The sequence below is a fragment of the Streptomyces sp. NPDC049597 genome, from assembly GCF_040675505.1.
Lineage (GTDB): Bacteria > Actinomycetota > Actinomycetes > Streptomycetales > Streptomycetaceae > Streptomyces.
Window position 1 is genome coordinate 111,427 of sequence record NZ_JBFAOY010000012.1, and the last position, 26,529, is coordinate 137,955.

Here is a 26,529-nt window from a genome sequence, read left to right on the forward strand (position 1 = left end):
GTGGCTGGATCTGCCGACGGCAGATCCAGCCCGTCCGGGCGCACTTGCCCTGGCTTCGCCGGTGGCCGCGGCCTGCGCCGCGTCCGCCGCGCGCGCGGCGGACGGCTCGGCGCGCGAATCGGCCGCGGCGGCCTCCTTGGCGCGCTCGGCCGTGACGCGGGCCGCCTCACGCGCGGCGTCCCACGCCGGGGCACCCACACCCACGGCCGCCGGGCCGTAGGGAGTCGAGGACACTGCGCAGAGCGGTGCGGGGCCCGGGGTGACGGCCCAGTCTCGCGGAGCCCCCGCCGCCAGGCCGTTGGGGGTCATGGACACTGCGCGGAGCGCGGTGCGGGTCTGGGGCGAAGCCCCGGTCTCGGGGTTCCTCCCACGGACGCCGGGCCGGGGGAGAGGGCGCGGTGGGGGACTTCTACGGCACCGTGGAGCCGCGGGCGGCCGGTGTCAGCGGCGGTCGCGCTGAGCCGCGACCAGCTGGCGCAGCGTCTTCTCGCCGGGTCCGCCGCGCTGGAGACGTTCCGCGAAACCGGGGAACTGTCCCGCTACGGCGCTGAGGAGCCTCAACTCGAGGGGAGCGACGTTGATCTCGGCGACGTCGCGTTCCACCGCCCGCACCACGCCGGCCACCACCTGACGCGGCGACACCGTCCGTATGCCCACCGGGGGCTTCGCGCCCGTCTCGGCGAACATGCCCGCGTCCCGGACGAAGCCGGGCTGGACGACCGAGACCCCGACGCCGGTGCCGTGCAGGTCCTGGCGCAGCCCGAGCGCGAAGCCGCGCAGCCCGAACTTGGTGCCGCTGTACAGCGACGCCGACTTCGTGGCCGCCTTGCCCGAGATGGAGCCGATGAACGCCAGATGACCCCGGCCCGCCGCCACCATCGAGGGGGCGAGCAGGCGGGCCAGCATGGCCGGCGCGTGCAGGTTCACGGCGAAGGCGCGCTCGACCTGCTCGGGGGTGTAGTCGAGCAGATCGCCGCTGGAGGGCAGCGCGGCGTTGGCGATCAGGACATCCGTGCCGGCGGCTTCGTCGGCGAGGCGGCGCACGTCGTCCGGTACGGCCAGATCGGCGACGACCGCGCGGGCGCCGTGGCGCTCGGCGAGCGGGCGCAAGGCTTCGGCGCGCCTGCCGCTCACGGTCAACCTCGCCCCGCGGGCGACGAGTTCGGCCGCCAGCGCGCCGCCGATACCGCCGGTGGCGCCGGTGAGCAGAACGCTTGCTCCGGTGATCCGCATCTGGTTACCCTCCAGTTCTGTTCGTTCGAACGAACAATAAGGAGGCGGGGGCAGCGTGTCCACAGACCCGTTCGGCGGACTGGCCGAGCATGCAAGGGCGTTGGCGGCGGGCGAGACCACGTCCGAGGTGCTCGTGACGAGTGCGCTCGCCCGTATCGAGGCCACTCAGGGCACCCTCAACGCCTTCCGGACCGTGCGCGGCGAGGCCGCCGTCGAGGAGGCGCGGGCCTCCGACCGCAGGCTCGCCGCGGGGGAGAGGCTGCCGCTGCTCGGCGTGCCGGTCGCGGTCAAGGACGACACCGACGTGGCCGCGGTGCCCACGTTCTTCGGCTGCGCGGGTGACATCCCGCCCGCCGCGGAGGATGGTGAGGCGGTGCGCCGTCTGCGGGCCGCGGGCGCGGTGATCGTCGGGAAGACCAACACGTGCGAGCTGGGCCAGTGGCCCTTCACCGAGGGCCCGGCCTTCGGCGCCGCCCGCAACCCGTGGTCCACCGGCCACACCCCCGGCGGTTCCTCGGGCGGCTCGGCGGCGGCCGTGGCGGCGGGACTGGTGCCCGCGGCGCTCGGCTCCGACGGCGCTGGCTCCATCCGCATCCCCGCGGCATGGACCCATCTCGTGGGCATCAAGCCGCAGCGGGGCCGCGTCTCCGTCCACCCGTACGACGACTGCTTCCAGGGCCTCACGGTCAACGGCCCGCTCGCCAGGACCGTCGCCGACGCCGCCCTGCTGCTCGACGCGGCCGCGGGCGCCCACCCGCGGGAGCGCTTCCGCCCGGCCGCCGTCGACGCGTCGGCGGCGGCCCGCCGGCACCCGGGACGGCTGCGCATCGCCCTGGCCCTGCGTCCGCCGCTCACCCTCACGGGCACCCGTGCCCACCCCGAGGTCCGCCGCGCGGTCACCGCGCTCGCCGAGACACTGGCCCGCCTCGGCCACGACGTCGAGGAGGCCCGTCCCCGTTACGGCCTGATCGGGCTCGCCTTCCTGCCCCGCGCGGCGGCCGGCATCGCCGCGTACGCCGACCGCCACCCCGACCCCGCCCTGCTCGACCCGCGCACCCGGTCCGCGACCCGCTCCGGCCACCGCCTCGGCCCTCTCGTGCCCGCCGCACGCGCCCGCGAGGCCGCGCAGCACCGCAGGATCGGCGCCTTCTTCGACGGCTTCGATGTGCTGCTCACGCCCACCACTGCCGTCCCGCCGCCCCGGATCGGGGCCTTCGACGGACTGTCGGCGCAGCGCACCGACGTGAGGATCGCGGCGGCGTGCCCGTACGCCTGGCCGTGGAACGTGCTCGGCTGGCCGGGGGTGAACGTGCCCGCCGGTTTCACCTCCGCCGGACTGCCCGTCGGCGCCCAACTCCTCGGTCCCGCGGGCAGCGAGGAACGGCTCGTCTCCCTCGCCGCCCAACTGGAGGCCGACCAGCGGTGGTACGAGAAGCGGCCGCCCTCGCCGCACGGGCCGGCGGCCGTCGGCGGCACCCCCACCCCGTGACCAGCGCAAGCGTGCCGATGGGACAATGGCGTCCATGTCCACCGCCGCCCCCCGCTCCGCCGCCACCCGGCAGCGCATCATCGAGGCCGTCCTGCACATCATCGGCGAGGACGGGGTGGCGGCGGTCACCAACCGGCGGATCGCCAAGGAGGCCGGGGTCTCGCTCGGCTCGGTGACGTACCACTTCGCGACCCAGCACGACCTGCTGCGGGAGAGCCTGCTGCACTTCGTCCGCGACGAGACCCGGCGCTTCACCGCACTCGCCGACCAGTGCCGGAGCGAGGGCGTCGACATCGCGGGCGCGGCGGCGCTCGCAGGCCGGGTGGCGGGTGGCATCGGCTTCGACAGCGAGCACATCGCCACGTTCGAGCTGTACGTCGAGGCGGGGCGGGACGAGCGGCTGCGGGAGGCGGCGGCCGAGGCGTTCGCCGCGTACGACAAGCTCGCCGCCCAGATCCTGACCGGTCTCGGCGTCCCGGACGCCGAGCGGTACGCGGCGACGACGGTCGCCCTGGTGATGGGCCTGCAACTGCGCCGGCTGGCCACCGGCGGGCCCGCCGAGGACCTGGTCGACGCGCTGCTGCTGCTGGCGCGGGGCGCGGTCGGTCCGAGCGGCGGAGACTGCGTGCCCGTACCACCTCACGTGCGCTGACGCCGCCTGATGCGGGCCGGACACCACGAAATTACCCTGAAGGGGTGCATATCGCTCGCCGGTGCGCCGCGCTCGCCCTGGGCCTGGGGCTGGCGCTCGGTCTCCTGCCCGGCCGCGCCCTCGCGGCCGAGCCGCCCCGGTTCGCGGCGACCGTGCGGGACGTGCCCAGGGAGAAGCTCGGAGCGAGTCACGGGCCCGGCTGCCCGGTGCCGCCGCAGCGGCTGCGGCTGATCACCATGAACCACTGGGGCTTCGACGGTCGCGTCCACCGCGGCGAACTGATCGTCCATCAGGACGTGGTCCGCCCCGTGCTGCGCGTCTTCCGGGAGATCTTCGACGAACGCTTCCCGATCCGGCACATGCGCGTGATGGCCGAGTACGACGGGAGCGACGCCCGCGCCATGGCGGACGACAACACCTCCGCCTTCAACTGCCGCCGGGTGACGGGCGACGCCGGCCACCTGTCCCGCCACTCCTACGGCGACGCCGTTGACATCAATCCGCTGGAGAACCCGTATGTGGACCGCTCGGGCGCCGTCCACCCGCCCGCCGCCGGCCGCCACCTGGAGCGCGACCCGGCCGCCGAGGGGCTGATCGTGCCCGGCGACGCCGTCACGCGCGCCATGGAGAGCGCCGGCTGGCAGTGGGGCGGCCACTGGTCGCCGCCCGACTACCAGCACTTCTCCGCCGACGGCACCTGAGCGGCCCCGTGAGGGCCCGGCGGGCCGAACCGCGGAGGAACGCGGGGTTACGGGGCGGGGAACCGGCCGCCTCCCGCGATGTCAGAGGGGCGTGGTTGGCTGGTGGCATGATCGATGACTTTCTGACCGGTGATCTCTCCGACGTCGAGGAGGCGCTGCGCAAGGCGGCAGCCGCCGAGATCACGCCGCGCTTCCGGCAGCTCGCCGAGCACGAGATCGTCGAGAAGAACGGCCCGCACGACCTCGTCACCGCCGCCGACCGGCTCGCCGAGGCGCATCTGACCGCCTCGCTGACCACCCTGCTGCCGGGCTCCGTGGTCGTCGGCGAGGAGGCGGTGCACGCGGACCCGGCGGTCTACGAGGCGCTGCACGGCGACGCGCCGGTGTGGATCGTGGACCCCGTCGACGGCACGCGCCAGTTCGTCCACGGCGAGCCCGGCTTCTGCACCCTCGTCGCGCTCGCGCACCGCGGCGAGGTCCTCGCCTCCTGGACGTACGCGCCCGCGCCCGACGAGCTCGCGGTCGCCGTGCGCGGCGGGGGCGCCCGGCTGGGCGGCGAGGTGCTGCGTTCCGGCTCGCCCGCCCCCGGAGCCGTGCTCGACGTGGCCATGTCGCACCCGGACTACACGACCCCCGAGCAGAAGCGGGCGCTGCTCGGACTCACGGCCCCCGGGGTGCGGGCCAGGCCGTGCGGCTCGGCGGGTCTCGAGTACCTGGACGTCGCCAGGGGCGTCCTCGACGGCGTCGCCTTCTCATGGGAGTACGCCTGGGACCACGCGGCCGGGCTGCTGCTGGTGACGGAGGCGGGCGGCGCCCATCTCACCGTCACCGGCGAGCCCTTCCGCATCACGGGCGCCAACAGCCTGCCGTTCACGGCCGCCCGTGACGAGGCGACCGCACAGCGCATACGGGAGCTGCTGATCTGACCGGCCGGCCCCGGCCGATCGGTCAGGTCAGCCGTGACCTGACCTCCCGCACCAGCTCGCCCGCGGCCTCCACGGCCGCCGGGTCCAGACCGGCGAGCGCCGCCGACACGCGCGCGGTGAAGTCACCGGGCACACCCGGGAGCGCGGCGGCGGCCGCCAGCGCGCCCTTCTCGTTGAGGCACCAGACGCGGTGATACGCGTGCAGCGACTGCACCAGCACGCCGAACGCCCGGGACAGGCACAGCGAGACGTGCAGCGTGTCACCCGACCCCGCCGACTTGCGCGCCGCCGCGACGGAGAACTCCGCCTCCCACGCGGCCTCCACCAGCGCCGTGCGCAACGGCTCCGGGTACGTCGCCGTCTGCTCCCGCAGCTCCGCCAACTCGCCCGTCGGATCGGACAGTACGCGGCACAGCGCCACCTCGCCGGCGTAGGCGGGCGACCAGAAGCCCAGGGGATGCCCCGGCTGCGCACCCGTCTCCCAGCGGCCGGCGCGGCAGTCCGCCCATACGCGCCGCACCCGGTCCAGGTCGCGAAGGATCCAGTCCATCGTGGCCCCCTCCACGGTGAGCCAGGCGCTGCCGTCCACCCACGGCCCCCAGCCGCCGGGCCCGGCGATCTCCACCGGCGCACCGGTCAGTTCGGACGCGAGCGCCGCGAGGGCCGCGACATCGGGCTCGCCGCGGTAGTAGACCCCCAGGTCCCAGTCGGAGTCCGGCCAATGGGCGCCGCGCGCCCGGCTGCCGCCGAGCGCCACCGCACGGACACCGGCAACGGCCGTGAGCCGCCGGGCCATCGTCTCGATCGTGGTCTGCATCGGGAGGGAACGGTACCCGGGGCCCCGCTGTCGGTGCTCCGGAATATCCTGGGTCCTCATGGCGTCGGCTGACAAAGGAGTCCGAAGGTGCCGTCGATGCTCGATGCCGTCGTCGTGGGGGCGGGCCCCAACGGACTGACAGCCGCGGTCGAACTGGCCCGCCGCGGCCTGTCCGTCGCTGTGTTCGAGGCCCTGGACAGCGTGGGCGGCGGCGCGCGCACCGAGGAGCTGACCCTCCCCGGCTTCCGCCACGACCCCTGCTCCGCCGTGCACCCGCTCGGCATCGGTTCGCCCGCGTTCGCCGGGATGCCGCTCGCCCGGCACGGCCTGGAGTGGCTGCACCCCGAGCTGCCCCTCGCGCACCCCTTCCCCGACGGCTCGGCCGCGGTCCTCAGCCGCTCGGTCGGTGAGAGCGCCATGTCCCTCGGCGCCGCCGACGCGGGCGCCTACCGCCGCCTGGTCGCTCCGTACCTGGGGCACTGGGACGACCTCGCGGCCGACTTCCTGCGCACGCCCTGGGACGGCCTGCCCCGCGCCCCGTACCGCTTCGCCCGCTTCGGACTGGACGCGATCCGGCCCGCCACCTGGCTCGCCCGCCGCTTCCGGGGCGAGAAGGGGCGGGCGCTGCTCGCCGGGCTCGCGGCGCACGCGATCGCGCCCACGAGCGGCGTCGCCACCGGCGGCATCGCCCTGATGTTCGCGCTGGCCGCGCACGCGGTCGGCTGGCCGGTGCCCCGGGGCGGCTCCCAGGCCATCTCCGACGCCCTCGCCTCCTACCTGCGGGAGCTCGGCGGCACCATCCACACCGGCGCCGAGGTCAGGCGTCTGGACGAGCTGCCGCCCGCCCGCGCGTACGTCTTCGACACCTCGCCGACCGCACTCGCCCGGATCGCCGGACTGGGTCACGCGTACTGGCGCTACCGGTACGGCGCCTCCGCGTTCAAGATCGATTACGCGCTCTCCGGCCCGGTGCCGTGGACCGCGAAGGAGGCCCGCGCGGCCGGGACGGTGCACATCGGGCCGACCGCGGGCGAGATCGACGACGCCCTGCGGCGGGCCGTCGAGGGGCGCGACCCCCGGGCCCCGTTCCTGATCACCGCCCAGCCCAGCCTGATCGACCCGACCCGGGCCCCCGAGGGCCGCCACGTCCTGTGGGCGTACGGCCATGTGCCGGCCGGCTGGGAGGGGGACGCGACAGAGGCCGTCGAGCGGCAGCTGGACCGCTTCGCGCCCGGCTTCCGCGACCTGGTGCTCGCCCGCGCCGTCGCCGGCCCGCCCCAACTGGCCGCGCGCAACGCGAACTACGTGGGCGGCGACATCGCCTGCGGAGCGTTCGCCGGCCTCCAGACCGTGCTCCGCCCCAAGCTGGCCCGCGTCCCGTACGCCACCGCGCACCCCGCCGTGTTCCTGTGCTCGTCGGCGACCCCGCCGGGGCCGGGGGTGCACGGCATGTCGGGGCACCACGCGGCGAAGGCGGTCTGGCGGCGGCTGCGCCGGCGCTGACGCGGCCTGCGGCGTCCGCCGTGCCGAGTGTGCATCATGAGCGCATGACACAGGTCGTCCCGGACATCACCCTCGTACGCGGTGACATCACCGAGCAGCACGCCGATGCCATCGTCAACGCCGCCAACTCCTCGCTGCTAGGCGGAGGCGGAGTCGACGGCGCCATCCACCGCAGGGGCGGCCCGGAGATCCTCGCCGAGTGCCGCGCCCTGCGCGCGTCCCACTACGGCAAGGGCCTGCCCACCGGCGCCGCCGTCGCGACCACGGCCGGCCGGCTGCACGCCGCCCATGTCATCCACACCGTCGGTCCGGTCTGGTCCCGCGAGGAGGACCGGTCGGCGCTGCTGGCCTCCTGCCACCGCGAGGCCCTGAAGGTCGCCGACCAGCTAGGGGCGCGCACCGTCGCCTTCCCGGCAATCTCGACCGGTGCCTACGGGTGGCCGATGGCGGACGCCGCGCGCATCGCCGTAGAGGCGGTGCGGGACGCGAATACCCATGTCGAGGAGGTCAGGTTCGTCCTCTTCGACGAGGAGGCGTACCGGGCGTTCGCGGAGCGGATTCGCTCCTCGTAGTCCGCGGCGGAGATCCCACCTTGCCTGACATCGGCGACATCTTCCGGCACCTGGAGGCCAGTTCCGCCCTGCGCGCCCTTGCCCACGAAATCGAGCCGGGCCGACCACGTCTGGTTCGTCCCTGATGTCGACACCCTCGACTCCCGTCTGAGGCCATGGCCTGAGCATGGCCGGTCAGGACGCGCGCGACGGCGCCGGCGAACCGTTGTCCCGAATGTCGCCCCAGTCGCTGATCACTGCGATCCGCGGGGGCCGCAGCTTCGAATAACCAGTGAGGGCGTTGCCCTGGTTCGCGCCGTCTGCCGTCTGGAGGGCCCATGATGCCTGGCTCCTCCTCCGGGTCCTCGTCGCGCCGGTGCGTCGCCCTGCCGTTCGCAACGCACACGCCGGATGTCGCCCGGCACGTCACGACGCGATGGCTCTGGGGGGGACATGTCGCCCGATCGGCGCGGCGACCCGGTGCTCATCGTGTCCGGGCCGGTCACCGACACGGTGCGGCACGGGCGCAGCCGTTGCACGCCGACCGGCCTGGGCGGGGACCTCGACGTCGCGGCCGCAGACCGTATCGAGGACACCCGCGAGTGCGGCCCGGCCACGTGGCGCCGTTCTCGCCGGCCGGGACCCGGTTCTGGGGCGGCAGCTGGGCGGCCCGCTGATCGTGGTGCCCATGCCGGTAGTGAGGACCGCGCACTCGGCCGTGCACCTGAACGGTCCGGCACAGGTTCGCCGGGGAGCGGCACCGTCCGGCGGCCGTCTGCGGCAGGGAGGTGAATATGTCAGGCGGATGGCTCTCGGCCGGGTGCGCAAAGAGCGCCGACGATGTGAGGTCGAGCCGAGTCGAGGAGCGGCAATGGATTGAGGAACTGATGCCGGACACACGCGGTGACGCCGGGCACCCCGCGGGGCGGTCCCCGGACGACGACCGGGTGGACGGGCTGCTCACCCGGGCGGCCGAGGGTGATCAGCAGGCCTTCGCCGGCGTCTACGACGCACTCGCGCCGTCGGTGATGGGACTGGCCTGCCGCGTGCTGCGGGACGAGGCGCAGGCGGAAGAGGTGACTCAGGACGTCATGATCGAGGTGTGGCGCACCGCGGACCGCTTCCGTCCCGAGCGGGGAGCCGCCCGGAGCTGGGTGCTCACCCTGGCGCACCGCCGGGCGGTGGACCGGGTGCGTTCCGTCGCCGCCGGCAGGGCGCGCGAGCTGCGCTCGGGCGTGCTGGAGCACGAGCCGCCCTTCGACGTGGTCGCCGAAGCGGTGGAGGGCCGCGAGGAGCAGCGGGTGGTCTTCCGCTGCCTGGCCAAGCTGGAGGACGCCCAGCGGGTACCGCTGATGCTCGCGTTCTACCAGGGCCTGACGTACGCGGAAGTGGCCGATGCCCTGGCCGCGCCGGCAGGAACGATCAAGTCACGGATGCGACAGGGGCTGCAGAGCTTGCGCGCGTGTCTGGAGGTGGGCTCATGAACATCGACGACCCACATCTCGCCGTCGGCGCCTACGTGCTGCACGCCCTGCCGCACGCCGAGGAGGCGGCTTTCGAGAACCACTTGGCCTGCTGTGCGTCCTGCCGCCGGGAGGCCGACCGACTGACGCCCACCACCGCCCTGCTGGGCGCGGCCGAGTCGCTCACGCCGCCGGCGGACCTGCGCCGCCGCGTGCTGGCGGAGATCGCCTGCGTCCGTCCGGAGGGGCCTTCCCCCGGAGCGCTGCGACGGCCCCGCCTGCCGCAGCAGCGCCTGCGGCTCGCGGTGGCCGTGTGCCTCGCGGCAGCAGTGGCCCTGGGAGGTGTGGCGGCGTGGCAGCACTCGGGGGCCGACATCGCGCGCCTGCAGCTCGCGGAGGTGCGCTCCGGCACGGCCGCGCTCGCCGACGTACTGGCCGCGCCGGACGGGACTATCAGGGCCGAGGACCTGTCCGACGGCGGCACTGCGAGTGTGATCGCCTCGCGGTCCCAGGGCCGGGCCGCTTTGATCGCCTCCGGCCTGCCGTCGCTCACAGAGGACAAGGTCTACGAACTGTGGTACGTCGAGTCCGGCCGGTACCGGCCCGCCGGTTTGCTGCCCGCCGCAGGCGGCCGCCAGTCTCGCATCCTCGAAGGGCCGCTCAAGGAGGCCACCGCCGTCTGCATCACCGTCGAACCCGCCGGCGGGTCTGCGCAGCCCACCACCGACCCGATGGCCTGCATCCGCGTAACCGCATGATCGCCACCCGCGTCGCGTTCGACGGCGCTCCGGTCGCCGCCCGTACGTCGACGGCTGCCCCATGGCCCGCGGGCACGGAAACGCCGCTGACCGACCAGCCCGGTATCCGGGCCGGTGCGTGTGGCGACGTGCCGAGGTGGTCGGCCTGAAGGTCGCGTCCGAGTCCGGTACCGCGTCCGTTCAGATACGCCTCCTCGTGGGTCCATGCCCGGGCGAACGCCGCCGGCGGGCGGGCCGCGAACTCGGCGGCCTCCCGCACGTCCAACACCGCGGACATCTCCTCGACGACGGCGCAGAAGGCGCCTTTTCCACGTCGGCGCCGACCTCGGTGACCGCGCAGGCGAGGAGCCAGTAGCCCGGTGTGCGGGAGACGGAGAACGGAGAAGTGCGGAGCGGCCTCCCGGACCACGGGGCGGCCGTGCGGGCCCCGGCACTGGGGGCACGGCGCTCGCACAAGCGGCACGTCCGGCGGGTCGCCCCCCAAGTAGGGGCCCAGGAGCAGCCGCAGGCCGACATGGCGACCCGGTAGCCGTCCCGGTCCACCGCCCTGCGCAGCGCCGCCCATGCGCTCTCACCGCCGCCCCGGCACCGAGGCGGTGAGCGGCGAGCTGCGAGCGGTGCGACGCCATCACGCAAGTCGCCGGAGAGAGAGCTCAGGTGACGGTACGTCAGAAGACCATGCCCTTGGACGCGCCTGTTCTGCCTGCCCGGCCGCCCCCTTCCGGCGGCGGTTCCGGAAGGAGGACGTCCTCGCCGTAGAGGCCCTGCACCCAGTTGGACTGGTAGATGGTGTCGAGGTACCGCTCACCCATGTCCGGGGCGATCGCCACCGGAGTGAGCCCGCGGGTGTCGTGCCGGTCGAGCCAGTCCTTCGCACCGCTGACCACCGTGCCGGTGGAGCCGCCGAAGACGAAGCCGCGCATGGCCAGGCCGCGGCAGGTGCGGATGGTGTCCGCCTCCTCCACGCGCACCGCCTCGTCCACGTACGCCTCGTCGAGCAGCGGCGGGCGGACGCTCATGCCGAGACCGGGAATCATCCGGCGCCCGGGCGGGTCGCCGAAGACGGCGGAGCCGACGCTGTCCACCGCCACGATGCGCACCGGCCGGTGCCACTTGCGGAACCAGCGGGCGCAGCCCATCAGGGTTCCGGTGGTACCGACTCCGATGAACAGCACGTCCAGGTGCGGGAATCGGCGGGCGATGGCGGGTGCGGTCCGGTAGTAGTGGGCCTTCCAGTTGTCGGCGTTGGTGTACTGGCTCAGCCACACGCAGTGAGGATCCGCGGCGCACAGGTCACGCACGAACGCGAGCCGTGCGCCGAGCAGACCACCGTCGACGGTCCCCTCGGAGACCACGTGGACCTTGCTGCCCAGTGCTTCCATCATCAGCCTGGTGGCCAGGTTGCAGCGGGAGTCCGTCACGCAGACGAAGCGGTAGCCCTTGCTCGCGGCGATCATGCTGAGAGCCACGCCGAGATTGCCCGAGGAGGACTCGACCAGGATCGAGTCCCGGGTGAGGGTCCCTCTCCGCTCGGCGGATTCCACCATCTCGGTCGCGGCCTTCAGTTTGATCGAACCGGCGAAGTTGAATCCCTCGCACTTGAGGAACAAGGGCTGTCCGAGCATCGGCCGCAGGTCGACGTACAGATCCTCCTCGTTGAATTCGTGGGGAACGGATATGACGGGCACGATGGTCTCCTCGTCTGCGGTGCATCACCGGCCGGGCGGCGCGACGGCGTGCCGTCTCATCCGTACCGGCGCAGTTCGTGGAAGAAGTTGTCGATGACCTGCAGTCCGCCGGACTTGACCACCTCGTCGTAGACATAGCGGCCGACCGCCAGATCGAGAATTCCGAGCCCGAACGGGGAGAACACCGCGGGCCGGTCCGCCGGCACCGTCACCCGGCCGGCCATCACGTCGTCCAGCGTGCCGTGCAGGAAGGCCCGGCTGCCGGTGAGCTGCTCGGTGAGATGGGGTGAGGTGGCGGCCCTGAGGCAGTGGTTGATGTCGTCGACGACATTGGTGGCGGACAGCAGGACCTGCGGTTCGAGGTCGCGCAGTGACACGTGCAGCACCACCGGGTTGTGGCGGAACCAAGAGGGGTCACTGATGTGCGGCCGGGTGGCGACGGTGGCGAAGACCACCAGATCGCTGCAGCGGACCAGTTCCTCGGCGCCGCGGTGCACGGTGACCCGGCCGGTGGCTCCCGACTGCTCCAGGTAGAGGCGGAAGTCCGCCGCGCTGGCCGGGGACACGTCGTGCACACCGATCTCGCCGAACGACCAGCCGGTGCCTGCCAGGTAGGCGTGGATGTAGCGGGCTATCAGACCGGCGCCGACGAACCCGAGGCGGGCGGGGCGCGGCCGTCCCCTGCTGAGCCAGTCGGCCGCCGACGCGGCGGACGCGGCCGTCCGGGCGGCGCTGATGATCGAGCTCTCCATGCAGGCGAACGGATAGCCGGTGTCGTGGTCGTTGAGTATCAGGACCGCCGAGGCCCGCGGGATCCCCGATGACACGTTCTCCGGGAAGCTGGAGATCCACTTGAGTCCGTCCACCCGCGCCCGGCCGCCGAGCGAGGCGGGCAGCGCGATGATCCGCGACGACGGACGGTCGGGGAACCGCAGGAAGGACGACGGCGGGTTGACCGTGCGACCGGCGCCGTGCAGGCGGTACGTCGCCTCGACCACGTCCACGACCGCCTTCTCCCGGCCCTCCAGCACGCTCTTGACCTGCTCGCCCGGGACGACCGCGAAGGGCGGCACGGTACGGGCGTCCGAGCGGGCGTCCCCATGGGTGACTTCTTCGAGGAAGGAGTGGTTCACCGTGGTCATGCCGCTGCCCTCCCGGTCCGGGGTGCGGGTCCGGTCCGGCGCACCGGGTCCGCCATCGCCACCACCACGTCCCTCGGGCCTGCATAGGCCTCCCTGCTGTGCGCGGTACGGATGTTGTCGACGAGCATCAGGTCGCCTGCCTGCCACGGCCGGCGCAGGGTGTGTGCCTCGTAGACCTTGTTGATCTGCTCGACGACGTCTTGGGGGACGGGATCGCCGTTGCCGAAGCGGGTGTTGAAGGGCAGGCTGTCGGGGCCGTACTCCTCGATGAGGAACTCCCGCACCTCGGGAGCCATCGTCCACTCGTTCAGGAAGGCGATCTGGTTGAACCAGCAGCGGCGGCCGGTGACCGGATGGTGCACGACGGCGCCGCGGTGCTGCCGGGTGCGCAGGGAGCCGTCCGTCTGCCAGGCCCATTCCACGTCGTTGGCACGGCAGTACGCCTCGACGGCACGGCGGTCGTCGGTGCCGAACGCCTGGGTGAGCGTGGCGCCGATCTCGTCGTTGTAGGTGCGGGTGAGCAGCCAGCCCTCCCTTTCGAAGCGCTCGACCAGTCCGGTGGGCAGAGCCTCCAGCACGGCGGCCGAGTCGGCCACCGCGGTGGCCCCGCCCTCGGTGGGCGGGCGGAGGCAGGCGAACAGCAGCAGGCCCGGGAACTCGTCCGCGTAGCTCAGTTCGTGGTGCATGCACATCGTCTGGCCGGCCGGCCACGCCGACGACGAGTAGACGCCTTCTGCGTAGCTCTCACGGGCGGCGAAGGCCTCCCGCTCGATCGCCGGACGGGTGGCCACCTGCCGCAGGACGGCCGCGACGTCGGCCGCGGTGCGCAGCCCGAGGCCCTGGACCATGAGCGCGCCGTGCTCGGCGACGAGGCCGTGCAGAGTGTCCCGCTGATCGGCCGCCCAGGCCTCCACGTCGGTGGTGCTGCCGACCTGCAGGGTCGCCGGCTCGGTGGGCGCCCCCTGCTTGCGGAACAGTGCGGACAGCATGTCGGTCTCCTCTCGTACGTGAATCAGGTGTCGGCCGGTGACATGGCCGCACGGACCACGGCCTCGGCCGCCTCGGCCGGGCGGGTGCGCAGGAAGTGGCCTCCCCCGCCGGGTACGTTCCACAGGTCGACGCGCCCGGCCAGGAGCTGCCGGTCACCGAGTGGCCACCGCGTGCCGTGCGCGCCGTCGGGGGTCTCAGGTGCGTGGGCGGCCCCGGATCCGGGCTCGCCGGCGCGGACGAGCAGGGTCAGGGGCGTGGCGAGCCGCTCGGTGGGCAGCGGCGACACGGTGCCGTGGAGGCCAGGGTGGCCGTCCGGTGCGGCGGCGAACACTCTCCGCACGGGCACACATCGCTGCTCCAGCACCCGGGCCGTGTCCACGGCTGTCGCCGCGCCCACGCCGTCTCCCCACAGCAGCACTCCCGCCGGGCCGAGACGGTCGATCTCCGTCGCGAGGTGGAGGACGGTCGGGGGCGCGGCGCCGGAGGCCGTGGTCGCGGCGGCGTACACGCTCAGGCCGCTGTCGCGCAGCGCGTCGGCGAGCGGCCGGAAGTCCGCCGCGTCGCGGCCGGTGTCGGGGAAGCAGACCAGGGCGCCTGCCGCCGGGCCGTCCGGCACCGTGAGCGTCCGCAGCGCTGCGGACGTGCTCCGACGCCGGCCGCCGGTACGGGAGTCGACGAGGTCGGCCAGATCGCTCAGCACCGGGCAGCGGGCGAGGTCGCGAAGGGAGATCACGCGATCCAGCGAGATCGCGAGCCGCACGGCCGACAGAGACGTGCCGCCCAGGTCGAAGAAGTTCTCGCGCCGGCCGATCCGCTCCGGCGCAACGCCGAGGACCGCTGCCCACGCCGCTGCCAATCGCCTTTCCGTCGGCGTTCCCGGTGCCGCGAAGACGTCCGTGGTGGTGCCGAGTTCCTCGGCGAGCGCGGCCAGCGCCTTCTTGTCGATCTTGCCGTTCGCCGTGAGCGGCAGGCTCTCGCGCTGGTGGAAGGCGGCCGGGACCATGTACTCGGGCAACAGTTCGCTCAGCCGCTCACGCAGGTCCTCAGCCGCCAGCGGTCGCGGGCTGGTGCAGAAGGCGACCAGTTGCCTGTCGTGTCCCTCCGGGCCGGTGACCACCACGGCGCCGTCGCGCACGTCCGGCAGGCGCAGCAGGGCGTTCTCGATCTCACCGGTCTCGATACGGAACCCACGGATCTTGACCTGGGCGTCCTTGCGGCCGAGGAACTCCAGCTTCCCGTCGGGCAGCCAGCGGCCGAAGTCACCGCCCCGGTAGAGCCGTCTGCCGGGGCGGTGCGGATCGGCAAGATAGACGGACCGGGTGCGTTCGGGGTCGTTGACGTAGCCGCGCCCGACGCAGACGCCGGAGAACACGATGGCTCCGGGGGCGCCGAGCGGAACCGGTGACAGGTTGTCGTCGACGACGTAGATGTGCACGTTGTTGACGGGCCGGCCGAGGGGGATGCTCCCGCCGGCCGGCACTTCGTTCATCACTTCGTGGTTGGTGTCGTCCGAGGTCTCCGTCAGTCCGTAGGCGTTGACGAGGCGGGTTCCGGGGCCGGCAGTGAACCAGCGCTGGACGAGTTCCCGCTTCAGGGCCTCCCCGGTGACCGAGACGCACTTCAGGTCCGGCAGGTCGCGCGGGCTGCGTTCGAGGGCGGACAGGACGACGTCGAGGTACGAGGGTACGAGCTGCAGCACCTCGACCCGGCCGTCGGCGATCGTGTCCAGGAACCGGTCGGCGTCGAGGATCGCCTCCTGCCCCACCAGCAGCGTACGCCCGCCGACCAGCAGCGCGGAGAAGAGCTGCCAGACCGAGATGTCGAAGCACTGCGAAGCCGTCTGTGCGACGACCTGCCCCTCGCCGATCCCCAGGTCGTCGATCTTCGCGTAGAGGTGGTTGAGCATGCCGGCGTGCTCGCACATCGCACCCTTGGGCTCGCCGGTGGAGCCGGAGGTGAAGCAGACGTATGCGAGCCGGTCCGCCGCCACGTGGAGGCCGAGGTCGCCTCCGTCGATGTCGCTCTCGGCGAGCGTGGGGACGAGGAGCCTGCGCGTTCCGGGCAGCGAGGAGACGGCCCGGTCCAGGTTGGCGGTGCTGCCCGGTTCGGTGAGCACGGTCTCGCACCGGGCCCGGCCGAGCATGGTGGCGATGCGCCCGGGCGGGTACTGCGGGTCGATCGGCAGGTAGGCGCCACCGGCCTTGAGGACGCCCAGCACACCGGCCATCCAGTTCAGGTCGCGTTCGGTCACCACCGCGACGATGTCCTCGGGGCGCAGGCCGCCCGCCAGCAACCCGCGCGCCAGCCGGTTGGCCCGTACGTTGAGTTCCCGGTAAGTCCATCGCCGGTCGCCGTGCACCGCCGCGACGGCGTCGGGATGCCGGCGGACCCGTTCCTCGAAGAGTTCATGGAGGCGGCGGTCGGGCAACTCGCGGCTCGGCCCGGCGAGTTCGTCGATCTGGAAATGCAGTTCCTCTGCGGACAGCAGGCTCTGCCGCTGGTGCGGGGCGTCCGGGTCGGCTGCGATCTGTTCGAGGGCCGCGCGGTGGTAACCGCCTATACGGGCGGCGCAGCCGGCGTCGAGCACGTCGGTCCGGTAGCGCAGTCGCAGAGAAACCGGGTCGTCGTCCTGCCGTACCGCCGTCACGCTCAGCACGACGTCCTCCGGTACGACCGGGCCGGCGCCGGCCGGGGCGAAGACGACCTCCGGCCAGGGGCCTCGGTCCTCCCATGTATGACGTGACGCCAGAAGCCGCGCCTCGGTCCGGTGGGCGTCCACCACCACCTGACGCCAGGGGCCGGGTTCGACCGTCAGCCGACAGGGCAGCGGCCAGGCACCCGACGGCCCGAGGTAGCCGGTGCGGACGACACCGTCGCCTGACAGTGCGGCAAGCACCTTCACGTGCGCGGCCAGGAGCACCGCGGTGAGCGGGACCCCGAGCGCTTCCGCCCGGCTTCGCAGCCCTGCCGTCAGAGGGCGGGGGAGGGCCGTTGTGTGCTCGGCCGTGCCGGGCACCGGCGTCGTGACCCATCGGGGCAGGGCCGTGAACGCGCCGGTGGAGTGGGTGTCGTGCCCGGAGGCCGGGCCGTAGGTCACCGCTGACGCCATCAGAACGCACCTCCGCTGCCGTCCTGTTCCGGACCGGCCGGCCGGGCCGGGTTGCCCGCCCACCGGGCATGTGCGGGGATCGTCTCGCCCTTCATCAGGAAGGAGTCGGCCTCCAGCAGGGCGCCGTCTCCGACCGTCACGCCGTAGTGGACGAAGGCACCGACGCCGAGGGTGCAGCCGGAACCGATCGTGACGCGGTCCGACTTGAAGGTGCCGTCCTCCTGCGAGTGGCACTGGACGACGCTCCCCGCGGCCAGCGTGCAGCCGTCCCCGATGGCGACCATGGGCCGTTCGGTCAGGCTGCAGCCGTCGTCGAACACCCTGCTGCCGATACGGACGCCGAGCATCCGCCACACGACGCTCTTGAACGGCGTGCCGTTGAAGATCCGCACGTACGTCTCCGAGGGGACCTTCCAGTACCGCTCGCGCCGCCAGAAGCCGAGTTCGTAGATCGAGCAGAACAGCGGCTCCGGCCGGTACACGGCGCTGACCGCGCGTTCGACGAGAACGTGGTACAGGACGGTGAACGGCAGCAGGAGGGCGTTGGCGAGCGCGAGTGCCACCACGCCCCACTGCGCGTACAGATCGGCTGCCCCCGCGTAAAGGACCGTGACGCAGAAGAAGTACAGCCATCCCGTGATCAGGAACAACGCCATGGTGACGGCGTTGTGGCGGTTCTTGGCCCGGAGGCCGCTGCGCAGTTCGGCACCACTCTTCAGGTCGTCGAAGGTGCTGTCCCGCAGTACCGAACGGGGGATCTCGAAGCATGGGGAGCCGAGGAGGCCGGTGTTCTCACGGAGCGGTCCGTCGACGGGAACCATGACCTTGGTCGCCAGCAGACAGTTGTCGCCCGTCCGGCCGCGCGACGGGTACGCGATCCGGTTCCCGAGGAAATTGCGCGCTCCTATCGAGGTCGGGGCCAGCCGGAAGGAGGTGCTCGAGTAGTCGGCGTTCATGATCGAGAGCCCGTCCGCGACCATGGTGCCGCTGCCGACGGCACTGGCCGAGGGGCTCTCGTGCTTCACGGCGGTTCCGAAGTTCGAACCGGTCTGCTCCAGCCGGGACAGGTCGTAGCCGATGCCGCGCAGATAGTGCGCGATGCAGCTGCTGTCGCCGAACAGGCGGGTCAGGAAGCGTCTGTTGGTGAGCAGGAAGGTCGCCCGGTGCACCGCGTGGTGGAAGCCGTACAGCGGGTACACCCGACCCGGTCTCACCAGCAGGCTCAGCAGGCGCGGGACGGTGGCCAGTATGAACAGGGTGAGCGGCACGCCGCCGAAGAAGACCACGGCGGTGAACGCCAGCAGGTCGGCGTAGAACACCCATTCCCCGAGGGCAGCCGATCCCGGCTCCAGCACGGTGGTGAACTCCGGGGCCCGGGAGAGCAGCACGTCCAGGCAGCCCACCGTCAGCGGTACGTACACCAGGAGCGCCGTGAGCAGCAGCAGCACACTGTGCACCGCCCGGCGCACCGCGCCGCACCGGGCTGGCTCGACGGCCAGGAAGTCGGCGCCGCCGGGCTGCGCCGGCGATCCGTGCCAGTGCCCGCCGTCAGGTACCGCCTGGCCCGCGTGCAGTGAGGACGCATGGCCGAGCTGCGCCCGGTCGCCCATTGAGGTGTCGATGTCGAGCACCGTGGCCTCGCTGACGACCACGTCCCGGCCGAGGGTGACCGGCCCGGTCTCGATCGCGCCGTCGTGGGCGCGGTAACAGCTGATCAGGACATCCTTGCGGATGACCGTGCCGTCACCGACGGCCAGCAGATCGGTGCAGACGGGCACGTTGCGGGAGAGGATCGTCACGCCCCGCCCGATCCGCGCGCCGAGCGCCTTGAGATAGAGAACGAACAGCGGCGAACCGGCGAACAGGACCAGCGGGTTCGACCTGACGAGTGTCTTGACCAGCCAGAAGCGGATGTACGCCAGGCTCCAGACGCTGACCCTCCCGGGCTTCCACCGGCCGATGAGCAGCCACTTCGCGAGTACGGGCAGGGCGCATACGACGAGCAGTGTCACGGCGCCGAACACCACCGACCGCAGATAGGCGTCGAGGAGGTGCGTCCCGGCGGTGATCCAGTCGTATCCCGCCGCGCCGACGAACGCGACGAGGAAGGCATAGCCGACGAAGCTTGCGGCCTGCAGCACTCCGCACAGCACGTAGTGGGGTCTGCCGAGCGGGGCGGCCGCCGGTGTCGGCGGGCGGGCCTCGGGCACCGGAGCGGCCGGGGCCGGGTCGGACTGTGCGAGCGCTGCTGCCAGATCTCTGACCGTGGGGTGGCGGTAGACGTCCCGCATGGACACCGACGGCAGGTCCGGGCGCTTTCTGACGCGGGCACAGAAGTGGGCCATGACCAGGGAGTCCGCGCCCAGGTCGTCGAAGAAGTGGCTGTCGGGCGGCACTTCGGCGACCTGCGCGACGTCCGCGAGCAGCAGGGCGAACGTCTCCTGTACGCCCGTGGCGGGAACCGGTGCCTCGTCGTGCGGGCGAGCAGGATCCGCGGGTCCGGTGGCCAACACTTCGAGGGACTTTCCCCTCATGAGCGCTCCCTTGGGCTGTGTCCGGTCGGCGGCCCGCGCCTTCAGCGCTGAAGGCCTCACCTGATCCTTATTCGTCGCCGCCGGGAGGACGTATGGACTCACAGCGGAACTTCTCACCTGGTGAGCAACCGTCTCATTGAGTGGCCGGACCCGCGCCTCCGGCCGCGTCTCGCGTGGACCGGAGGCGTAGGCTGGCGAGAACGCCCTGTTCAACTCCACTCGGCACCGCAGAGGGCGACCGGACCGACCCCTTCGGTTTCCTGACGACTCCCCGCCGGCCCGTGGCCGCGCGTCCTTCCGAGGAACGGCTCGGAGACTGGCACGAGGTTCACGCGGGCCAGACCCTGCTGCCAGTGGTCTTGCTGCAGGCAGGGCGCTGCATGGACTGCGGCATCCCGTTCTGCCGCAACGGCTGCCCGCTGGGGAACCTCATACCGGAGTGGAACGTGTACGCGGCCCACAGCGACTGGGGCGCCGCCGGCGAGCGGCTGCACGCCACCGACAATTTTCCGGAGTTCACCGGCCGGCTCTGCCCGGCACCCCGCGAGGCCGCGTGCGTCCTCGCGATCAACTCGGAACCGGTGACGATCAAGAACGTCGAGCAGACGATCGCCGACCAGGCGTGGGAACGGGGGCTCGTGTCCCCGCTCCCGCCGGAGCGGCTCATCGGCTCATCGGTCGCGGTCGGGGGCTCCGGGCCGGCCGGCCAGGCGGCGGCGCAACAGCTGACCCGCGCCGGCCACACCGTGGCGGTCTGCGAACGCGCGGACCGCATAGGCGGCCTGCTCCGTTACGGCATCCCCGCGTTCACGATGGAGTCGGCTTCCGCGACCTGGTGCTCGCCCGCGCCGTCGCCGGCCCGCCCCAACTGGCCGCGCGCAACGCGAACTACGTGGGCGGCGACATCGCCTGCGGAGCGTTCGCCGGCCTCCAGACCGTGCTCCGCCCCAAGCTGGCCCGCGTCCCGTACGCCACCGCGCACCCCGCCGTGTTCCTGTGCTCGTCGGCGACCCCGCCGGGGCCGGGGGTGCACGGCATGTCGGGGCACCACGCGGCGAAGGCGGTCTGGCGGCGGCTGCGCCGGCGCTGACGCGGCCTGCGGCGTCCGCCGTGCCGAGTGTGCATCATGAGCGCATGACACAGGTCGTCCCGGACATCACCCTCGTACGCGGTGACATCACCGAGCAGCACGCCGATGCCATCGTCAACGCCGCCAACTCCTCGCTGCTGGGCGGAGGCGGAGTCGACGGCGCCATCCACCGCAGGGGCGGCCCGGAGATCCTCGCCGAGTGCCGCGCCCTGCGCGCGTCCCACTACGGCAAGGGCCTGCCCACCGGCGCCGCCGTCGCGACCACGGCCGGCCGGCTGCACGCCGCCCATGTCATCCACACCGTCGGTCCGGTCTGGTCCCGCGAGGAGGACCGGTCGGCGCTGCTGGCCTCCTGCTACCGCGAATCACTGCGCGTGGCGGCCGAGTTGGGTGCGCGGACCGTGGCCTTTCCCGCCATCTCCACCGGCGTCTACGGCTGGCCCATGGACGACGGCGCCCGCATCGCCCTCCGCACGGTCTGCGAGGCCGCCGTGCCGCCGGTCGCCGAAGTGCGCTTCGTGCTCTTCGACGAGGACGCGTACGCCCATTTCCAGGCGGCTCTGGCCGCGGAGCGCTGACGTCGCCGGCCCCGGCCGTGCGTGCGGGTCATGGCGCCATGAGCACGGCCACCCCGGTGATCCGTCCCGCCGCCAGGTCCGACAGGGCACGGTCGGCCTGCCGCAGGGGGTAGCGCGTGACCCGCACCGAGGGCCGCAGCCGCGCCGCTTCGGCAAGGAAGGCGCGGCCGTCCTCGCGCGTGTTGGCGGTGACGCTGCGCACCGTGCGTTCCTGGAACAGGTGCGCGTCGTAGTCCAGCGGCGGGACCTCGCTCAGGTGGATACCGGCGATCGCGAGGGTGCCGCCGCGGTCCAGCGCCGCCAGCGCCACCGGCACCAGGCCCCCGGCCGGGGCGAACAGGATCGCGGAGTCCAGCGGCTCGGGCGGGTCGCCCGCTCCCGCGGAGGCCGCTCCCAGCTCCCGCGCCAGACGCTGCGCCCGCGCCGACCGGGTGACCACGTGGACCGTGGCACCCCCGGCGACGGCGAGCTGGGCGGTCAGGTGCGCGGACGCCCCGAAGCCGTAGATCCCGAGCCGGCCGCCGGGCGGCAGCTCCGCCAGGCGCAGGGCGCGGTAGCCGATGATGCCCGCGCACAGCAGCGGTGCGGCCTCCTCGTCACGCCACCCTTCCGGCAGGCGGTAGGTGAACGGCGCGTCCACCACGATGTGGTCGGCGAAACCGCCGTCGATGTCCCAGCCGGTGTAGCGGGAGCCGGGGCACAGGTTCTCCCGCCCGGCGCGGCAGTGACGGCACCGCCCGCAGGTCCCCGCGAGCCACGCCGCGCCCAGCCGGTCGCCCTCCCGCAGGCCGGTGACACCGGGCCCGGCGACGACGACCTCGCCCACGACCTCGTGGCCCGGTGTGCAACGCGGCCTGCGCGGCGGCAGGTCGCCCTCGGCCAGGTGCAGGTCGGTCCGGCACACCCCGCAGGCGCGTACCCGCAGCAGGAGCCGGCCCGGTCCGGGCTCTGGCGTCGGGCGCTCCAGCCACCGCAGCGGGCCCGACGCGACCGGCCCCGGTGACTCGACCGCCCAGGCCGATGTCACTGCGGGCACCGGGGGAGCCATCCTCGTCCTGCCGCTTCCGTCACGTGTCCGGTACCGGACCGGTGAGGGACCGGCCCGGCGGTTCGCTCACATGCTCCAGCGCAGCACCGCCCCCAGCCCGCCGGCCGGGCCGTGCATGCCCTCGGGGACCATCAGGACCTCGCCGCCCGACGCGGCGGCGGAGCGCAGCAGCGCGTCGTCCGCGCGCGCCCGTTCGGGCTTGGCGACACCCATCGCCTGCGCCTGGCCGCGCTGCACCGCGACCTGGTCCACGCCGGGGCCGATCCACACCTCGCGGCCCGCGTCGGACGCGTCCTGCGTGAGGAGCAGGGTCGCCACCTGGTGCTTGCGCACCGCGTCCACGACGGCGGGCATGCCTTCGGCGGCCTCTCCGGGCCCGGTGTCGACGGCGGCGGCCTCACGGTGCTCGCCGGGCCTGCCCCGTCCGACACGGAAGCGGTCGAGCGCGTTCTCGAGCCGGTTGCGCGCGAACGTCTCGCACGCCTCGGCGATCTGCCGGTCCAGCACGCTCGTGGAGGCGCCCGGCGACCTGCTGCCGTTGCCGGCCTCGACGGTGACGGCCTGGACACGCTCGGGGAGCTTGTTGAAGACGGCCCTGCGCTCGCGGGGATCGCCGGTCAGGACGATGAGTTCGGCGTCACTCTCGGGCAGCCTGCGCGCGAGTTCGCGGGCGATGATGTCGGCGGTCTCGTTCCAGCTGTTCTCGACCTTGTTCCGGTAGTGCCACTCGTACCGGTCCGCGGGAATGCTGCGGTGCCCGCGGCCCTGCCACTCCCTGCCGTTCGCCTGGCCCAGGGCCTCGCGGTGGTGTGCGTCGCGCAGCTCGAGATCGGCGCCCGTACGGTCGATGTACGCGACCAGGCACGCCGGCCGGTCGCCCCGCAGGTCCGCGAGGGGAGCGACGTGGGGCAGGATCGACCACGTCGCCGGAATGCCGGCCGGCGGCACCGAGAGCGGAGTGTCGAGCACGACCTCCGCGCCCGCGGCGAACAGGGCCCGTCCGGGCGGTGCGCCGGAGACGGGCTCATGGGCGAGCCGGTCCATGACCGCCCTGACGGTGTAGGCGTCGGCGCCCGCCTCGATGAGCTGGGAGGCGACGGCGCGCTCGCGGAGCTGCTGCACCTTCTGTGCGTCCTCGGTCGCACGCGTGGTCTCGATGTAGACGGAAGCCCATGGGCCTGGCCTGGCGAAGAGCGGTTTGAGGAAGCCGAGTTCCATGATTACCCCCAGGCAATCGTGGATGGTGGATACCACCAGATTATGCCGGTATGCGCCTGTGGAGCGCGTGGCGACCGATGACGTGACGACGCCGTGAGTGCCCCCGTTCGGCCGGTCGAAACGGGCGGCAGGGGCACGATGACCGCGCGCGTCCACCCGGATTCCGCTGGTGTCCGGCCGGCCGTCGGGCCAGTGCTGGCAGTGCGGCGTTGATGTCGGATTTCCGCCAGCCCCCAGGGGCCGGCGTACCCGATGCTTGACCCCATGCACACCGACACCGAGCGCTGCGTACGCGCCGTCCAGTCCAAGGACGGGCGGTTCGACGGATGGTTCTTCACCGCCGTCCTGACCACACGGATCTACTGCCGTCCCAGCTGCCCGGCCGTGCCGCCGAAGGCCGAGAACATGACCTTCTACCCGAGCGCCGCCGCCTGCCAGCAGGCCGGGTTCCGCGCCTGCAAGCGCTGCCGGCCCGACACCAGCCCGGGCTCGCCCGCCTGGAACGCCCGTGCCGACACGGTGGCCCGCGCCATGCGGCTCATCGGCGACGGGGTCGTCGACCGCGAGGGCGTGCCCGGGCTCGCCGCCCGGCTCGGGTACTCCACGCGCCAGATCGAGCGTCAGCTCCTCGCCGAGCTCGGCGCCGGACCGCTCGCTCTCGCCCGTGCCCAGCGCGCCCAGACCGCCCGGCTGCTCGTCGAGACGACGTCCCTGCCCATGGCCGAGGTCGCCTTCGCCGCCGGGTTCTCCTCCGTCCGCACGTTCAACGACACCGTCCGGGAGGTCTTCGCCCTCGCACCCAGCGACCTGCGCACCCGCGCGTCGGCCCGCCGCTCCTCGCCGCCCGTCACGCCCGGGGTGATCACGCTCCGACTGCCGTACCGCGCGCCGCTCAACCCCGGCAACCTGTTCGGGCACCTCGTCGCCACCGGCGTCCCCGGCGTGGAGGAATGGCGGGACGGCGCCTACCGGCGCACCCTGTCCCTCCCGTACGGGCACGGGGTCGTGGCGCTCACCCCGCGGCCCGACCACATCGCGTGCCGTCTGTCCCTGACCGATCTGCGCGATCTCACCATCGCCATCAGCCGCTGCCGGTGGATGCTCGACCTCGACGCCGACCCCGTCGCCGTGGACGACCGGTTGCGCGCCGACGCCGAGCTCGCCCCGCTGGTCGACAAGGCCCCCGGAAGGCGCGTGCCGCGTACCGTCGACGCGGCCGAGTTCGCCGTGCGCGCGGTGCTGGGCCAGCAGGTCTCCACCGCCGCCGCCCGCACCCACGCGGGACGGCTGGTCACGGCGCACGGTGTGCCGGTCGAGGACGCCGAAGGCGGGCTCACCCACCTCTTCCCGGCCCCCGACGCCCTCGCGGCGCTCGATCCCGAGGCCCTCGCCCTGCCGCGCAGCCGCCGCACCACCCTGACCACCCTCGTCGCCGCGCTCGCCGACGGCTCGCTGCGGCTCGACCCGGGCAGCGACTGGGACCGCGCCCGCGCACACCTGGCCGAGCTGCCCGGCTTCGGCCCGTGGACCGTCGAGGTGATCGCCATGCGGGCGCTCGGCGACCCCGACGCGTTCCTCCCCACCGACCTCGGGATGCGCCGCGCCGCCGCCGGACTCGGCCTGCCCGCCACCCCGGCCGCCCTCACGGCACGTGCCGCGGCCTGGCGGCCCTGGCGGGCGTACGCCGTGCAGTACCTGTGGGCCACGGACGACCACCCCGTCAACCACCTCCCCGCGTAAGGAAGTCCCGAGCATGACCAGGCAGCACACCGTCCTCGACAGCCCCTACGGCCCGCTCACGCTCGTCGCCACCGACGGCGTGCTCAGTGGGCTCTACATGACCGGGCAGCGGCACCGCCCGGGGGAGGAGACCTTCGGCGTACCCGACGAGACGCCGTTCGGCGCGGCCGTCGAGCAGCTGGCGGCGTACTTCGCCCGCGAACTCACCGTCTTCGACCTGCCGATGCACTTCGACGGCACACCGTTCCAGCGCAGCGTCTGGGACCAGCTGCGGCGCATTCCCTACGGCGAGACCCGCACCTACGGCGAACTCGCCGAGATCCTCGGCAACAAGGCCGCCTCCCGCGCGGTCGGTCTCGCCAACGGCCGGAACCCGATCGGCATCATCGTCCCGTGCCACCGGGTGATCGGTTCCTCCGGCAGCCTGGTCGGCTACGGCGGCGGGCTCGACCGCAAGAAGCGCCTGCTCGCCTTCGAACAGGGGACGCCGGACGACGCGCTGTTCTAGGAGCGGGCCGCCCGTCCGGTCCGTCCTCAGGACGCCAGGTGCTCCGGCGGCTGGGCGGCCAGGCGGTCGAGCAGCGCCGGAAGCGCCGTGCCGATCGGCTCGCGCACGATCTCGTCGGCCAGGTCGTCGTACGGCGTCGGCTCCGCGTTCACCACGATCAGCCGCGCCCCGTGCTCCACGGCGATCCCCGCCAGGGACGCGGCGGGCTGCACCTTCAGCGTGGTGCCGACGGCGACGAACACCTCGCACGCCTTGGCGATCGCCATCGCCTGGCCCAGCACCTCCGGGTCGAGCCGCTGGCCGAACATCACCGTCGCCGACTTGAGGATCCCGCCGCAGGTGAGGCACGCCGGGTCCTCCTCGCCCGCCTCCACGCGGGCCAGCGCGTCGGCCATCGGCGAGCGCACATGGCAGCGTGTGCACGTCACCGTCCGTGCGGTGCCGTGCAGTTCGAGCACCTTGCGGTCGGGCATGCCGCCGAGCTGGTGCAGTCCGTCCACGTTCTGCGTGATCACCCGGACGGCGACTCCGGGCCGGCGGTCGAGCTCGGCGACGGCGCGGTGCGCGGCGTTGGGCTCGGCGCGCCAGGTCGCGCTCTCGCGGCGCATGATCCAGGAGCGGCGCCGGATGCCGGGGTCGGACATGTAGCAGTCGTACGTGACGAGCTTCTCGGCCTCCGGATCGCGCCGCCACAGCCCCTGCGGGCCGCGGTAGTCGGGGATGCCGGAGTCGGTGGAGATACCGGCGCCGCTGAGAATGGCGACGAGTGTCATACGGCGAGCGTACGCAGC

At 73.2% G+C, this 26,529-nt stretch carries 22 protein-coding genes and 2 pseudogenes; 13 read left to right on the forward strand and 11 right to left on the reverse strand.

Going from position 1 to position 26,529, the window contains the following annotated elements; genetic code table 11:
• Together AB0K02_RS16225 and AB0K02_RS16230 are read right to left on the reverse strand one after the other, a co-directional pair.
• The coding region (locus AB0K02_RS16225) for a hypothetical protein (RefSeq protein WP_365993080.1) at positions 1–234 on the reverse strand (234 nt) is incomplete at its 3' end.
• 207 nt (positions 235–441) lie between these two features.
• Entirely contained in the window at positions 442–1,233 is a 792-nt protein-coding gene (locus AB0K02_RS16230) for an SDR family NAD(P)-dependent oxidoreductase (RefSeq protein WP_365993081.1), read from the reverse strand.
• 55 nt (positions 1,234–1,288) lie between these two features.
• On the opposite strand from AB0K02_RS16230, the gene AB0K02_RS16235 reads away from it, so the two are divergent.
• From AB0K02_RS16235 to AB0K02_RS16250, 4 genes are all read left to right on the forward strand, one after another.
• Positions 1,289–2,722 carry an amidase gene (locus tag AB0K02_RS16235; RefSeq protein WP_365993082.1) on the forward strand — a complete coding sequence of 478 codons (1,434 nt, stop codon included), beginning with the start codon at positions 1,289–1,291 and terminating at the stop codon, positions 2,720–2,722.
• Between the two features lie 34 nt (positions 2,723–2,756).
• Positions 2,757–3,374: a TetR family transcriptional regulator gene (locus AB0K02_RS16240; RefSeq protein ID WP_365993083.1), complete on the forward strand. Its 618-nt coding sequence runs from the start codon at positions 2,757–2,759 to the stop codon at positions 3,372–3,374.
• Positions 3,375–3,418: 44 nt separating this feature from the next.
• Positions 3,419–4,075 carry a M15 family metallopeptidase gene (locus tag AB0K02_RS16245; RefSeq protein ID WP_365993084.1) on the forward strand — a complete coding sequence of 219 codons (657 nt, stop codon included), beginning with the start codon at positions 3,419–3,421 and terminating at the stop codon, positions 4,073–4,075.
• Positions 4,076–4,182: 107 nt separating this feature from the next.
• A complete protein-coding gene (locus AB0K02_RS16250) occupies positions 4,183–5,001 on the forward strand; it encodes an inositol monophosphatase family protein (RefSeq protein WP_365993085.1) in 819 nt (272 codons plus the stop codon).
• 22 nt (positions 5,002–5,023) lie between these two features.
• Here AB0K02_RS16250 and AB0K02_RS16255 read toward each other — a convergent pair whose 3' ends face one another.
• Positions 5,024–5,818, reverse strand: coding sequence for a nucleotidyltransferase domain-containing protein (locus AB0K02_RS16255; RefSeq protein ID WP_365993086.1), 795 nt, complete (start codon positions 5,816–5,818; stop codon positions 5,024–5,026).
• A gap of 87 nt (positions 5,819–5,905) precedes the next feature.
• Here AB0K02_RS16255 and AB0K02_RS16260 point away from each other — a divergent pair, with 87 nt between their 5' ends.
• From AB0K02_RS16260 to AB0K02_RS16275, 4 genes are all read left to right on the forward strand, one after another.
• Complete coding sequence (locus AB0K02_RS16260; protein WP_365993087.1) at positions 5,906–7,321, forward strand: NAD(P)/FAD-dependent oxidoreductase; 1,416 nt, start codon at positions 5,906–5,908, stop codon at positions 7,319–7,321.
• Between the two features lie 44 nt (positions 7,322–7,365).
• Entirely contained in the window at positions 7,366–7,893 is a 528-nt protein-coding gene (locus AB0K02_RS16265) for an O-acetyl-ADP-ribose deacetylase (protein WP_365993088.1), read from the forward strand.
• Between the two features lie 866 nt (positions 7,894–8,759).
• A complete protein-coding gene (gene sigK / locus AB0K02_RS16270) occupies positions 8,760–9,356 on the forward strand; it encodes an ECF RNA polymerase sigma factor SigK (RefSeq protein WP_365993089.1) in 597 nt (198 codons plus the stop codon).
• Entirely contained in the window at positions 9,353–10,093 is a 741-nt protein-coding gene (locus AB0K02_RS16275) for an anti-sigma factor (protein ID WP_365993090.1), read from the forward strand. Before sigK ends, AB0K02_RS16275 begins: the two co-directional genes overlap by 4 nt.
• Before the next feature lie 668 nt (positions 10,094–10,761).
• On the opposite strand, the gene sbnA is transcribed toward AB0K02_RS16275, so the two are convergent.
• From sbnA to AB0K02_RS16300, 5 genes are read right to left on the reverse strand one after another with little or no spacing between them, the layout of a single operon-like run.
• Entirely contained in the window at positions 10,762–11,781 is a 1,020-nt protein-coding gene (sbnA, locus tag AB0K02_RS16280) for a 2,3-diaminopropionate biosynthesis protein SbnA (RefSeq protein WP_365993091.1), read from the reverse strand.
• A 56-nt stretch (positions 11,782–11,837) separates the two neighbouring features.
• Complete coding sequence (gene sbnB / locus AB0K02_RS16285; protein ID WP_365993092.1) at positions 11,838–12,923, reverse strand: 2,3-diaminopropionate biosynthesis protein SbnB; 1,086 nt, start codon at positions 12,921–12,923, stop codon at positions 11,838–11,840.
• Positions 12,920–13,912, reverse strand: coding sequence for a TauD/TfdA family dioxygenase (locus AB0K02_RS16290; protein ID WP_365993093.1), 993 nt, complete (start codon positions 13,910–13,912; stop codon positions 12,920–12,922). The genes sbnB and AB0K02_RS16290 overlap by 4 nt, the downstream gene beginning before the upstream one ends.
• A 23-nt stretch (positions 13,913–13,935) precedes the next feature.
• Complete coding sequence (locus AB0K02_RS16295) at positions 13,936–17,022, reverse strand: amino acid adenylation domain-containing protein (RefSeq protein WP_365993094.1); 3,087 nt, start codon at positions 17,020–17,022, stop codon at positions 13,936–13,938.
• Positions 17,022–19,556 (reverse strand): Pls/PosA family non-ribosomal peptide synthetase, encoded by a 2,535-nt coding sequence (locus AB0K02_RS16300; RefSeq protein ID WP_365993095.1) that lies wholly within the window; start codon positions 19,554–19,556, stop codon positions 17,022–17,024. Before AB0K02_RS16300 ends, AB0K02_RS16295 begins: the two co-directional genes overlap by 1 nt.
• A 260-nt stretch (positions 19,557–19,816) precedes the next feature.
• Between AB0K02_RS16300 and AB0K02_RS16305 the strand changes: the two are divergent.
• The 3 genes and pseudogenes from AB0K02_RS16305 to AB0K02_RS16315 all read left to right on the forward strand — a co-directional run.
• Positions 19,817–20,374: pseudogene (locus AB0K02_RS16305) on the forward strand (NAD(P)-binding protein); the annotation flags it as partial.
• A gap of 2 nt (positions 20,375–20,376) precedes the next feature.
• Positions 20,377–20,646, forward strand: a pseudogene (locus AB0K02_RS16310) (hypothetical protein); the annotation flags it as partial.
• Positions 20,647–20,690: 44 nt separating this feature from the next.
• Positions 20,691–21,224, forward strand: a complete 534-nt coding sequence (locus tag AB0K02_RS16315; protein ID WP_365993096.1) for an O-acetyl-ADP-ribose deacetylase — start codon at positions 20,691–20,693, stop codon at positions 21,222–21,224.
• A gap of 28 nt (positions 21,225–21,252) precedes the next feature.
• Here the strand turns inward: AB0K02_RS16315 and AB0K02_RS16320 are convergent, their stop codons facing one another.
• Together AB0K02_RS16320 and AB0K02_RS16325 are read right to left on the reverse strand one after the other, a co-directional pair.
• Entirely contained in the window at positions 21,253–22,260 is a 1,008-nt protein-coding gene (locus AB0K02_RS16320; protein ID WP_365993097.1) for a zinc-binding alcohol dehydrogenase family protein, read from the reverse strand.
• 78 nt (positions 22,261–22,338) lie between these two features.
• Positions 22,339–23,490 carry a hypothetical protein gene (locus AB0K02_RS16325; RefSeq protein ID WP_365993098.1) on the reverse strand — a complete coding sequence of 384 codons (1,152 nt, stop codon included), beginning with the start codon at positions 23,488–23,490 and terminating at the stop codon, positions 22,339–22,341.
• 264 nt (positions 23,491–23,754) lie between these two features.
• On the opposite strand from AB0K02_RS16325, the gene AB0K02_RS16330 reads away from it, so the two are divergent.
• Positions 23,755–25,230 (forward strand): AlkA N-terminal domain-containing protein, encoded by a 1,476-nt coding sequence (locus tag AB0K02_RS16330; RefSeq protein ID WP_365993099.1) that lies wholly within the window; start codon positions 23,755–23,757, stop codon positions 25,228–25,230.
• Positions 25,231–25,243: 13 nt separating this feature from the next.
• A complete protein-coding gene (locus AB0K02_RS16335; protein WP_365993100.1) occupies positions 25,244–25,738 on the forward strand; it encodes a methylated-DNA--[protein]-cysteine S-methyltransferase in 495 nt (164 codons plus the stop codon).
• A 26-nt stretch (positions 25,739–25,764) separates the two neighbouring features.
• Here the strand turns inward: AB0K02_RS16335 and AB0K02_RS16340 are convergent, their stop codons facing one another.
• A complete protein-coding gene (locus AB0K02_RS16340) occupies positions 25,765–26,511 on the reverse strand; it encodes a Sir2 family NAD-dependent protein deacetylase (RefSeq protein WP_365993101.1) in 747 nt (248 codons plus the stop codon).
• Between the last annotated feature and the right edge of the window lie 18 nt (positions 26,512–26,529).